A 12,442-nucleotide genomic window follows, 5' to 3' on the forward strand; every position below is an offset into this window, starting at 1 on the left:
GCTCAGTTGTTACGCATCATTCCCAAACCAGCAGATATTACGAGCAGCCATAATGAGTTCGCCTGCGCGCTCACTATTTAAACCGTCAATATCAGTTAGGTCGTCGATACCCTGTTCGGCAAGATCTTCCAGTGTGCAGATACCACGGGCAGCTAGATCAAATGCTAAAGAACGTTCCATGCCTTCGAGAGCTAATAAGTCCTCAGCTGGCTGGTTATCGCCTAGGCTTTCTTTTTGAGCTAGTTCAATCGTTGTTAATGCCGCTTTTGCTCTTTCACGTAATGCTTCAACTGTTTCTTCATCAAGACCGTCGATAGCTAACAGTTCGTCAATCGGCACATAAACTAACTCTTCAAGGGTAGAGAAACCTTCTTCAACTAAAACAGTTGCGAAGTCTTCATCAATGTCGAGATGCTTAGTAAATATTTCAATGGCTGCGTTTGCTTCTGCCTGATGCTTAGCATTCAGTTCATCTGCAGTCATGACATTCAGTTCCCATTTGTCATCACCACGATGTTTTTTCAGTAATTGTGCTGCTAAGCGAACATTTTGACCATTACGGCCAATCGCTTGGGCAAGATTACTGCTTTCAACAGCGACGTCCATTGTACATTTGTCTTCATCGACAACAATAGAAGCAACATCTGCCGGAGCCATTGCATTAATCACGAATTGTGCAGGATTATCATCCCACAGAACAATATCAATTCGTTCACCGCCCAGTTCACTGGAAACGGCTTGTACACGTGCACCACGCATACCAACACAAGCACCCACAGGGTCGATGCGTTTATCGTTGGTTTTTACAGCGATTTTGGCACGAGAACCTGGATCACGTGCTGCAGCTTTAATCTCAATGATCTCTTCGCCAATTTCAGGTACTTCAATGCGGAATAATTCGATCAGCATTTCAGGACGAGAACGTGTTACGAAAAGTTGTGCACCACGAGTTTCTGTACGAACATCGTATAAGACACCACGTACACGGTCACCTGGGCGGAAATTTTCACGCGGTAGCATATCTTCACGTAAGATAACGGCTTCTGCGTTATTTCCTAAATCTAGGGTGATGTTATCGCGGTTTACTTTTTTCACAACGCCCGTGATAATTTCGCCTAATTGTTCGCGGAATTGATCAACAACCATCGCTCTTTCAGCTTCACGTACTTTTTGTACGATCACTTGTTTTGCGGTCTGGGTGGTAATACGGTCGAAAGTAACAGACTCAATTTGGTCTTCAATGAAGCCGCCTAGTTCAATTTCAGGCTCTTCGTATTTAGCCGCTTCAAGTGTGATTTCACGAGTAGGCTGAGTAACTTCTTCAACCACAAGCCAACGACGGAAAGTATCAAAATCCCCCGTTTTACGATCAATGCAAACTCGTACATCAATCTCTTGCTCATATTTTTTCTTAGTCGCTGTCGCTAATGCAGTTTCCAGTGCTTCGAAAATCTTCTCACGAGGAAGAGATTTTTCGTTAGAGACCGCTTCCACAACAGCCAGAATCTCTTTGTTCATCCTAGTTGCCTCTTCAAAACTTAAAAGTGGGGTACCAGGTTAGCTTTCTGGATGTTGCTCAGTGCGAACACTTCGTCTTTACCATCCACAGTAACCGTGATCATTTCGCCAGCGACAGACTTAATAATGCCCTGCCATTTACGGCGGTTTTGCATCGCAATTCGTAATACAACGGCGACTTCTTCGCCGATAAATTGCTCATAATGCGTTGTAGTGAATAAAGGTCTTTCTAAACCAGGAGATGAGATCTCAAGGTTATAAAATGTTTGAATTGGATCTTCAACATCCAGCACAGCACTGACCTGGTGGCTAACATCAGCACAATCATCAACAGTGATACCTTCTTCACTATCAATATAGATACGCAATGTTGATACTCGACCACGAATAAACTCAAGACCAACAAATTCAAAGCCTAATGCTTCTACTGGTGCTGAAACCATCGCTGTTAATTTTTGCTCTAATGTGGACAAACCCACCCCCAAGGCATAAAAAAAGGGCTTATAGCCCAGTATTCTATTCTCTGATAACAAAAAACCCCGAAATTCGGGGCTTTATGCAACTGGACCCTGTAACTTGCCAATCGAGATAACCTCTTCTACGGCACATTCCACTCAGGATCATAATCGGTTTACAAGATGATTAATGAGAAAAGTGCTGTATTGTTAGAAGTGGTTGCGGGGGCTGGATTTGAACCAACGACCTTCGGGTTATGAGCCCGACGAGCTACCAAGCTGCTCCACCCCGCGTTCGAAAAACGTGGCAAATTTTACGCTGATAACAAGCAAAACGCAAGCTATCTGGAATAATGGTGCCGAGAACGGGACTTGAACCCGTACGCCCGTTTTGTAGGCACTACCACCTCAAGGTAGCGTGTATACCAATTTCACCACCTCGGCACTTTAATGAGACTGTTTATTTAACCAAAACCCCAAACAATCTCATTTTTAACTATTACTTAGTTTACTGCGGAATATCTGTGTTTGCTGGTGCTACAGGCGCTGCTAATTGCTCAGCTTTTTTCGCTTCTTCTGCAGTCTGCTCGATAGACATCCACTTACTGTCTTCACGAACAGTTTTATTGGCACTTAAATTACCTAAAATAAGGCAAAGTACAATAAACACTGTTGCTAAAACAGCGGTCATACGGGTCATGAAATTTGCTGAACCGCTTGAACCAAATACTGTACCGGAAGCACCTGCACCAAAAGAAGCGCCCATATCAGCACCTTTACCCTGCTGTAACAGGATCAGACCAACCAGCCCTGTTGCTGCAATGATAAGAATAACAATGAGTGCTGTATACATTTGCGTTACCTATTCTATGGAACTTATCGCCTATGCGATAACCTTCGATTGCTTCACCCGCTTTAGTTCAACGACCTTACTAAGCGGGTGTGAATACTAACCAAACCTGAACTGACAAGCAAGGTTATTTTACTATAAAGTGATTAATTGAAGAAAAAAACAGCAATTAGCCAACATGTTTTACTGCATCAGCAATACGATTCGCCATCGCTGTGACTTGCTCTTCATTTTCGCCTTCAACCATCACTCGAATTAATGGTTCTGTTCCTGATTTACGTAATAAAACGCGTCCCTTACCACCAAGCTCCGCCTCAACTTCTTTTGCGACTTGCTGAACTTCTGTTGATTGTAGAGGATCGTGATTTCCCGTAAAACGAACATTCACCAAAATTTGTGGTAATAATTTCATGCCACTGCATAGATCATGCAAGCTCATATGGTTACGAACCATTGCGCTTAATACTTGCAGACCAGCAACAATACCATCACCCGTTGTTGTCTTATCAAGTAAAATAATATGACCCGAGTTTTCCGCCCCTAAACGCCAGCCTTTTTCTTGCAATTTCTCAAGCACATAGCGGTCACCCACTTTGGCTCTCACAAAAGGAATACCAAGCTGTTTTAAGGCAATCTCTAACCCCATATTACTCATTAGTGTACCGACGGCACCACCACGTAGTTGACCTTGACGTAACGCTTCTCGCGCAATGATATAGAGAATTTGGTCACCATCTACTTTTAGGCCTTTATGATCAACCATAATAATACGGTCACCATCACCATCAAAGGCTAAACCAACGTCGGCACCCTCTTCTAACACGCGTTTTTGCAACATACGTACATCTGTTGCACCACATTCGTCATTGATATTGATGCCCGTAGGCTCACAACCAATAGTGATAACCTCAGCCCCGAGTTCACGAAAAACATTAGGCGCAATATGGTAAGTTGCACCATGGGCACAATCCACAACAACTTTTAACCCATTTAAATTATTTTCGTTAGGGAACGTACCTTTACAAAATTCAATATAACGGCCTGCGGCATCAACAATGCGATTCGCACGCCCTAATTCTGCGGACTCTACACAAGTGATCGGTTTTTCCATTTCCGCTTCAATGGCTTCTTCTACTTCATCAGGTAGTTTTGTACCATCAATGGAGAAGAATTTGATGCCATTATCATAATAGGGATTATGAGAAGCAGAAATCACTATGCCAGCTTCTGCTCTGAAAGTACGGGTTAAATAAGCGACCGCAGGGGTTGGCATCGGGCCTGTAAATGAAGCGGATAATCCCGCAGCAGCAAGGCCTGCTTCTAGAGCCGATTCCAACATATAACCAGAAATACGAGTATCTTTACCGATAATGATTTTACGTGAGCCGTGACGTGCAAGTACTTTACCTGCAGCCCAGCCTAGCTTTAATACAAAATCAGGTGTAATAGGGCTGTCACCTACTTTTCCACGGATACCGTCTGTTCCAAAGTATTTACGTTCGCTCATTCATTATTTTCCTTTGCAGAAAGAGTCGCCTGCACGACTTTCATCGCATCTACAGTCTCTTTAACATCGTGTACACGAATAATTTGTGCCCCTTGCATTGCAGCAATAACTGCGCAAGCAACACTACCAGCAACACGCTCTTGTGGCGGAACATTGAGTAACTGTCCTACCATTGATTTACGTGACATTCCGGCGAGTATCGGTAAACCAAAGTGATGAAAATCACTTAGATGTGCTAATAATTGATAATTATGCGCTAAATTTTTACCAAAGCCGAAGCCTGGATCAAGAATAATTTGATTTTTCTCGATACCAGCATCAATACAACGTTGAATATTCTCTGCTAGAAAAGCATCAACTTCTATCATCACATTCTTATACTGCGGCGCATGTTGCATTGTTTTAGGTAAACCTTGCATATGCATAATACAAACAGGTAACCCCGTTTTTGCAGCCGCCTGAAGTGCTCCAGGTTCGGTAAGTGAACGTATATCATTGATAATAGAGGCACCCGCTTGAGCAGACTCCGTGATCACTTGTGCTTTGGATGTATCAACAGAAATCCACACATCAAAACGTTGCTGGATAGCTTCGACCACAGGAATAACACGATGTAACTCTTCATCGACAGAAACATCACTGGCACCCGGCCTTGTTGATTCACCACCGATATCGATGATAGAAGCCCCTTCAGCAATAAGTTTAGCGGCGTGGTTAATAGCATCATTAAGAGAGTTATGCGTTCCGCCATCAGAAAATGAATCTGGCGTCACATTTAAAATGCCCATCACTTGGGGTGAAGATAAATTAAGCTCTCTTCCTCTGGCAATTAATTTCATTTCGTTGATACCTATATAAAAAAACCCCAGAAAGCCTGGGGTTTGTATTTATAGCTTACTCAATATAGAACCCGATAAGGATTAATGAGTATTGTTATCAGAAGGTGTGTCACTCTCTGATCCTGACTTATTATTTGGCTCATTCGTCACATGTGTTTGTGTCGGCTGTGCTGTAGCGGTATTTGCACCACTATTGCCATTATTGCCTTCCCAACCTGCCGGTGGACGAACTTCACGACGATTCATTAAGTCATCAATTTGAGGTGCATCAATGGTTTCATAAGTCATTAATGCATCTTTCATTGAGTGCAGAATATCTAGGTTGTCCATCAGGATTTGACGAGCACGGGTATAGTTACGGTCGATGATAGCTTTAATTTCTTCGTCGATAGTACGTGCCGTTTCATCTGACATATGTTGCGCTTTAGCAACTGAACGACCTAAGAACACCTCACCGTCTTCATCAGCATACAGTAATGGCCCTAATTTTTCAGAGAAGCCCCACTGTGTCACCATGTTACGCGCAATATTGGTTGCTACTTTGATATCATTAGAAGCCCCTGTCGAAACATGTTCAGGCCCATAAATGATCTCTTCCGCTAAACGGCCACCATAAAGTGTTGAAATTTGGCTTTCCAGTTTTTGACGGCTGGCACTGATTTGGTCACCTTCAGGTAAGAAGAAAGTCACACCTAATGCACGTCCACGAGGGATAATCGTCACTTTATGTACCGGATCATGTTCAGGCACTAAACGACCAATAATGGCGTGTCCCGCTTCATGATAAGCCGTTGATGCTTTTTGTTCTTCGGTCATAACCATTGAACGACGTTCAGCACCCATCATGATCTTATCTTTTGCTTTTTCGAACTCGACCATTGAAACAACACGTTTGTTACCGCGTGCAGCAAATAGTGCAGCTTCATTAACCAAGTTTGCCAAGTCAGCACCGGAGAAACCCGGAGTACCACGAGCAAGGATCGCAGGATCAACGTCTGGTGATAATGGCACTCGGCGCATATGCACTTTCAGAATTTGCTCACGACCACGAACATCTGGTAAACCTACGACGACTTGACGGTCAAAACGACCTGGACGTAATAATGCAGGGTCTAATACGTCAGGGCGGTTAGTTGCGGCAATCACGATGATACCTTCGTTGCCTTCAAAACCATCCATTTCGACCAGCATCTGGTTCAGCGTTTGTTCACGTTCATCATGACCACCGCCAAGACCGGCACCACGTTGACGACCAACCGCATCGATTTCATCGATAAAGATGATACAAGGTGCTGCTTTTTTAGCCTGTTCAAACATATCACGAACACGAGAAGCACCGACCCCGACAAACATTTCAACGAAGTCAGAACCAGAAATAGTAAAGAAAGGTACTTTTGCTTCACCAGCAATCGCTTTTGCTAATAATGTTTTACCCGTACCAGGAGGACCAACCATTAGGATACCTTTCGGAATTTTACCACCTAATTTCTGGAAACGACCCGGATCACGTAAATACTCAACTAGCTCGCTGACTTCTTCTTTGGCCTCATCACAACCTGCAACATCAGCAAAGGTTGTTTTGATTTGGTCTTCTGTCAACATGCGAGCCTTACTCTTACCAAAAGACATCGCACCTTTACCGCCACCACCTTGCATTTGGCGCATAAAGAAGATCCAAAGACCAATCAGTAAAAGCATTGGGAACCAAGACACAAAAATTTGTGTTAGAAGGCTTTGACCTTCAATGGGTTCACCGGTCACTTTTACATTACGGTTCATTAAAGTGGTCAGCAGGTTATCATCACGCATAGGCATATACGTGCTGTACTTTGAGTTATCTGTTTTAGTTACATTAATATCATAACCACTTATGCTGACCTCGCGTAACTGGTTATTAGTTAACTCATTGATAAAGGTAGAGTAATCCACCTTACGACTATTCGAATCGCTGGGTCCGAAGCTCTGGAATAATGACATCAATACGACTGCAATGACTAACCAGAGGATCAGGTTTTTCGCCATGTCACTCAAGGGATTAACCTCATATTACAACTGTGTTAACAAATAGCTTTAGGGTACTAAAGTTTACGCCCTGTGGCTACAATATATACCTCACGAGAACGAGACCGCGAAGCGTCTGGTTTACGAACTTTCACTTTCGTAAACAGGGAGCGTATTTGCCCCAGGTACTCATCAAAGCCTTCTCCCTGAAACACTTTGACAATAAAACTTCCCCCGGGAGCCAGCACATCACGACACATATCAAGCGCTAACTCTACTAAATACATGGATCGAGGAATATCGACCGCGGGTGTTCCGCTCATGTTTGGAGCCATGTCAGACATGACAACCTGGACTTTATTATCACCTACTCTATCAAGCAATGCCTTCAATACAAGTTCATCACGAAAATCGCCTTGAAGGAAATCGACACCAACGATAGGATCCATAGGTAAAAGGTCACATGCGATGATCCTACCTTTATTTCCTAACTGCTGTACGACATATTGAGACCACCCACCCGGAGCAGCACCTAAATCGACAACGGTCATACCTGGTTTGAAAATGTTATCACTTTGCTGAATTTCTTCCAATTTAAACCAAGCTCGAGAGCGAAACCCTTTTTTCTTTGCTTGTTGAACATATTTATCACTAAAATGTTCTTGTAACCAGCGGCTAGAGCTTGCCGAACGTTTTTTATTGGCCATTGCGTTTTCCAACTATCATACACTTAGCAATCAAAAATTTTACTTCTTCACTCATTTTACCGCATCTTGACGACATTTTATGGTGATAAATGAGAGATGGCGTTAGAATGGACCGTTTTCAATCCCAACTAAGCAAAAATTAATGATGACTCTTAACAAAAAACAAATTCAACACCTGAAAGGGCTCGCTCATCATCTCAATCCTGTCGTTATGATCGGTAACAACGGGTTGACTGAAGGCGTTCTTGCAGAAATTGAAATCGCTCTGGCACATCATGAGCTTATCAAAGTCAAAATCGCAGGCGAAGATCGAGATGTTAAAAACTTGATCGTGGCAGCGATTGTGCGTGAAAGCGGTGCACAGAATGTACAAGTTATCGGAAAAATGGTTGTTCTTTATCGCCCTTCTGAAGCGCGTAAAATTATTTTACCGAAATAAAACTTATACCTTTATATAAAAATGCCATAACTAACTCTATGGCAAAAAAGGCCTTTTCAGGCCTTTTTTAATATTACCACAGGATAGCATTCTAGTTTTCTATAGAAACGTAAAATTACAAATTAAATATATTCTACGTTTAAAACTTCATACTCTACTTGGCCGCCTGGGGTGTTAATGACCACCACATCATCTAACTCTTTACCAATCAATCCACGGGCAATCGGTGAGTTGACTGAAATTAAGTTTTCTTTAATGTTTGCTTCATCATCACCAACAATGCGGTATTTTTGCTCTTCTTCAGTATCCACATTGAGTAACGTCACCGTGGCACCAAAAATAATACGTCCATTATTCGTCATTTTAGTGATATCAATGACTTGCGCATTTGATAATTTTGCTTCAATTTCTTGAATGCGGCCTTCACAGAAACCCTGTTGTTCACGAGCTGCGTGATATTCCGCGTTTTCTTTTAAGTCGCCATGTTCCCGTGCCTCAGCAATGGCCGCGGTAATTTCTGGGCGACGAACAGTTTTTAGATATTCCAGTTCTTCGCGTAATTTTTCTGCTCCGAGAACTGTCATAGGGATCTGATTCATGTGTTAATACCTCAATACTATTCCTAATAAAAAATAGGTATCATCCTGATTTTTTATACTAACAACACAGAGAAAAGGTTCTACTTTACTCTTCTCAAGACAAAAAAAGACACAGGCAGCCTTAATGAGGGCCTGTCCCTTTATATATTCGATGAATAGAAAATAATTGTAACTTTCTACCCTTTTGGTTGGGAAGTAGTAAAAACCTCCCTTATCTAAAGCTAAACTAAATCTAACACAAGAGGCCAATGGCTTCACGTCTTATTCTCGTTTTAAAAACAGGATAAGTAATATTTTCTGATAATCAGATAATCACACGTGTTACCGTTTACTTTTGCCCTCATTGCCCTTTAGTATTAGCCTCTGGCAATCAACACTATAGCGTTAAGCTTATAGTTACGGATAGAGAAATTATGCGCTTATTACCTATATTCCGCGGAATATTTTATACCTTGAGTCTGTTAAGCTTTTCAACCCTCGCCATTCCTGTTGAAAAATATATAGAACTTTTGCCTGATGGTACTCAAGTCGGTTTAATCACCCAAACAGTTGGCGCATCCTCCCCAAACCTAACTTATAATGATAATCAATTATCTTTGCCAGCCAGCACACAAAAAGTGGTCACAGCTTTAGCCGCCCTATTGCAATTAGGGGGAGATTATCAATTTACCACCACAATGGAAACGGAAGGAAAGATAAAAAACAATCAACTAGAGGGTGATTTAATTTTCCGTTTTAGTGGTGATCCTACGCTAACTCGCCAGCAATTACGAGCAATGGTTGCCGTATTAAAACAATCCGGCGTCACAAAAATAACGGGAAATTTATTAATTGATACCTCTGCTTTCTCCAGCCATGACAAAGCGCCGGGATGGGTTTGGAATGATATGACCCAATGCTTTAGTGCCCCGCCAAGTGCCGCTATTGTGGATAAAAATTGTTTTTCCGTCTTACTGCAAAGTGGTCAAAAAGAAGGTGATATCGCCACCATACGTAAAGCGTCTTTTTATCCTGTCACGGTTTTAAGCGAAGTTGAAACCTATGAAAAAGGCTCAACACGAACCCGCTTTTGCGAATTAGACGTCACGGTGAGAGATTTAAATACTTATGTGATAACAGGCTGCATTCCTAAACGTGAAGAAGCCATGCCGCTGATGTTTTCCATTCAAGATGGTGCGCACTGGGCAGGTATATTGCTAAAAGAAGAGTTACAACGTGCAGATATTGAGCTGGACGGTTATGTCAAACGCCGCTCCCAACCTAAAGCCCCTGTTACTGTTTTAGCACAAACACAATCTAAACCGTTACACACTTTATTGACGACGATGTTAAAAGAGTCTGACAATATGATTGCAGATGCCGTATTTAGAACTATTGGTCGTGAATATTATGGTGTTGCTGGCACTTGGCGTTCAGGGGCGGATGCCACTCGTGCTATTTTAAAACAAAAAGCGGGCATTGATTTAGCTAATACAATTATGGTGGATGGATCTGGGCTTTCCCGCCATAACCTGATAGCCCCCGCAACCATGATGCAAGTATTACAATATGTCGGACAACATGATAGTGAATTAAATTTTATCAGTATGCTTCCTCTTGCCGGTCATGATGGTACATTGCAATATCGTGGTGGTTTTACTGAAGCGGGCGTCAACGGTAAAGTTTCCGCTAAAACAGGTTCACTCAAGGGAGTGTATAATCTAGCTGGCTTTATGACGACAGCCAATGGACAGAAAGTAGCATTTGTACAATTTATTTCTGCCTACTCTCCCCCTACACAAAATCGCAATGCTGGACGCGCCTATTTGGTTCGTTTTGAAACGAATTTATATAAAGATATCTATAACAATAAATAGCACTATTATTTGTTAGAAAGTAAAAACGCCTGAAAATTCAGGCGTTTTTTATGTCTCGCTATCTGTATGTCTATACGATACCGAGACAACAATACCGATAAAAAGAGAGATTAGCGTTGGTAGATAAACTCTACACCATCATCATCTTCTTCATCCCAATCTTCGTCATCGTCTTCAAAGTCAGGATTTTCAAGTTGTTCTTTATGGTAGTCATCCCACATAAAATCAACTTTTTCTTCAGCTACTAAAGCGGTAGCAATATCTTGCTCACGTGGGGTCACTTTCAGGAATTCCATAATATCCCAACAAAGTTTTTTCACCCCTTCTTGGTTGATAGCAGCAATCATATAATAATCACCTTCCCAACCCAACGCTTCAACTATCGCTTGCGCTTTCTGTTTTGCTTCATCGGCATCTAGCAGATCCACTTTATTGAAAACTAACCAACGTGGTTTTTGTGCCAGTTTATCGCTGTATTTTTCTAATTCAGAAATAATGATTTTGGCATTTTCAACGGGATCAGAACCATCAATAGGATCGATGTCGATCAAATGCAATAATACACGGCAGCGTTCCAAATGTTTCAGGAACTGGATCCCAAGACCCGCGCCATCAGCAGCCCCTTCGATCAGCCCCGGTATATCCGCAACCACAAAGCTTTGATGGCTGTCCATACGCACAACACCTAAGCTAGGTACTAGTGTAGTAAATGGATAATCTGCCACTTTGGGTTTGGCTGCCGAGACGGCTCGAATAAAGGTAGATTTACCGGCATTCGGCATACCTAACATACCTACATCTGCAAGTAGCATCAGCTCTAACAGTACTTCACGTGATTCACCCGGTGTACCCATTGTGCGTTGACGTGGTGCACGATTGACTGATGATTTAAAACGCGTATTCCCTAAACCATGGAAGCCACCTTTAGCGACCATTTGTTTTTGACCATGTACCGTTAAGTCAGCAATGATCTCGCCTGTAGCAAGATCACGGGCACGCGTCCCCACAGGGACATTAATAGTAATATCTTGACCTCGTTTTCCCGTACAATCACGGCTTTGGCCATTTTCACCACGCTCAGCGCGGTAAGATTTAGTAAAACGGTAATCGATAAGGGTGTTGAGGTTTTCGTCTGCAACCATGTAGACATCACCACCATCACCGCCATCACCACCGTCTGGTCCCCCTTTCGGGATATATTTTTCTCGACGAAAGCTTACACAGCCGTTACCACCGTCGCCAGCGACGATTAGGATCTTGGCCTCATCAACAAATTTCATGATTTTACTCCGTATGATAGCCATTAACGTGCTGGATGGCCGAAATTACCCAGAGATGGCCTTTTTTAAATATAAAAAGCCCCGCAACAGACTGTGCAGGGCTTTTAACTCGGTGTTTAAAGGACCGGTAATTATTCAGCTTCGATGCTGATAAATTTACGATTGTTTGGACCTTTAACTTCGAATTTAACTTTTCCGTCAGCTAACGCAAACAGGGTGTGGTCACGACCACAACCAACGTTAGTACCTGCATGGAACTTAGTACCACGTTGACGAACGATGATGCTACCTGCTAATACAGCTTCACCACCGAAACGTTTTACACCTAGACGTTTTGCTTCGGAATCGCGACCGTTACGAGTCGAGCCGCCAGCCTTTTTGTGTGCCATTA

At 42.6% G+C, this 12,442-nt stretch carries 12 protein-coding genes and 2 tRNA genes; 2 read left to right on the plus strand and 12 right to left on the minus strand.

Annotated features, from left to right (window positions below; all coding sequences use genetic code 11):
* Window positions 1-9: 9 nt before the first annotated feature.
* From nusA to rlmE, 9 genes are all read right to left on the minus strand, one after another.
* Window positions 10-1,518, minus strand: coding sequence for a transcription termination factor NusA (gene nusA / locus GWI58_RS02905; protein ID WP_004246238.1), 1,509 nt, complete (start codon window positions 1,516-1,518; stop codon window positions 10-12).
* A 20-nt stretch (window positions 1,519-1,538) separates the two neighbouring features.
* The gene (rimP, locus tag GWI58_RS02910) at window positions 1,539-1,991 is read right to left on the minus strand and encodes a ribosome maturation factor RimP (protein ID WP_004253010.1); all 453 of its coding nucleotides are present in this window, start codon (window positions 1,989-1,991) and stop codon (window positions 1,539-1,541) included.
* Window positions 1,992-2,190: 199 nt separating this feature from the next.
* Window positions 2,191-2,267, minus strand: a tRNA-Met gene (locus tag GWI58_RS02915).
* A gap of 60 nt (window positions 2,268-2,327) precedes the next feature.
* Window positions 2,328-2,417, minus strand: a tRNA-Leu gene (locus GWI58_RS02920).
* A 64-nt stretch (window positions 2,418-2,481) separates the two neighbouring features.
* A complete protein-coding gene (gene secG / locus GWI58_RS02925) occupies window positions 2,482-2,826 on the minus strand; it encodes a preprotein translocase subunit SecG (protein WP_004246240.1) in 345 nt (114 codons plus the stop codon).
* 166 nt (window positions 2,827-2,992) lie between these two features.
* Window positions 2,993-4,330 carry a phosphoglucosamine mutase gene (gene glmM, locus GWI58_RS02930; protein ID WP_004246241.1) on the minus strand — a complete coding sequence of 446 codons (1,338 nt, stop codon included), beginning with the start codon at window positions 4,328-4,330 and terminating at the stop codon, window positions 2,993-2,995.
* Window positions 4,327-5,169: a dihydropteroate synthase gene (gene folP / locus GWI58_RS02935; protein WP_161768884.1), complete on the minus strand. Its 843-nt coding sequence runs from the start codon at window positions 5,167-5,169 to the stop codon at window positions 4,327-4,329. Before folP ends, glmM begins: the two co-directional genes overlap by 4 nt.
* Before the next feature lie 81 nt (window positions 5,170-5,250).
* Entirely contained in the window at window positions 5,251-7,191 is a 1,941-nt protein-coding gene (ftsH, locus tag GWI58_RS02940; protein ID WP_004246243.1) for an ATP-dependent zinc metalloprotease FtsH, read from the minus strand.
* A gap of 56 nt (window positions 7,192-7,247) precedes the next feature.
* The gene (rlmE, locus tag GWI58_RS02945; RefSeq protein WP_004246244.1) at window positions 7,248-7,877 is read right to left on the minus strand and encodes a 23S rRNA (uridine(2552)-2'-O)-methyltransferase RlmE; all 630 of its coding nucleotides are present in this window, start codon (window positions 7,875-7,877) and stop codon (window positions 7,248-7,250) included.
* Window positions 7,878-8,022: 145 nt separating this feature from the next.
* Here rlmE and yhbY point away from each other — a divergent pair, with 145 nt between their 5' ends.
* A complete protein-coding gene (gene yhbY / locus GWI58_RS02950; RefSeq protein WP_012368729.1) occupies window positions 8,023-8,316 on the plus strand; it encodes a ribosome assembly RNA-binding protein YhbY in 294 nt (97 codons plus the stop codon).
* 122 nt (window positions 8,317-8,438) lie between these two features.
* Here yhbY and greA read toward each other — a convergent pair whose 3' ends face one another.
* Complete coding sequence (greA, locus tag GWI58_RS02955) at window positions 8,439-8,915, minus strand: transcription elongation factor GreA (protein WP_004249606.1); 477 nt, start codon at window positions 8,913-8,915, stop codon at window positions 8,439-8,441.
* 413 nt (window positions 8,916-9,328) lie between these two features.
* Between greA and dacB the strand changes: the two genes are divergently transcribed.
* Entirely contained in the window at window positions 9,329-10,771 is a 1,443-nt protein-coding gene (gene dacB, locus GWI58_RS02960) for a serine-type D-Ala-D-Ala carboxypeptidase (protein ID WP_004246248.1), read from the plus strand.
* Window positions 10,772-10,881: 110 nt separating this feature from the next.
* Here dacB and cgtA read toward each other — a convergent pair whose 3' ends face one another.
* Together cgtA and rpmA are read right to left on the minus strand one after the other, a co-directional pair.
* On the minus strand, window positions 10,882-12,051 hold the full coding sequence (gene cgtA / locus GWI58_RS02965) for an Obg family GTPase CgtA (protein WP_110229696.1): 1,170 nt from the start codon (window positions 12,049-12,051) through the stop codon (window positions 10,882-10,884).
* Window positions 12,052-12,182: 131 nt separating this feature from the next.
* On the minus strand, window positions 12,183-12,440 hold the full coding sequence (rpmA, locus tag GWI58_RS02970) for a 50S ribosomal protein L27 (protein ID WP_004246250.1): 258 nt from the start codon (window positions 12,438-12,440) through the stop codon (window positions 12,183-12,185).
* Window positions 12,441-12,442 lie beyond the last annotated feature (2 nt).

Source organism: Proteus sp. G2674, from assembly GCF_009915195.1.
Classification (GTDB): Bacteria; Pseudomonadota; Gammaproteobacteria; order Enterobacterales; family Enterobacteriaceae; genus Proteus; species Proteus mirabilis.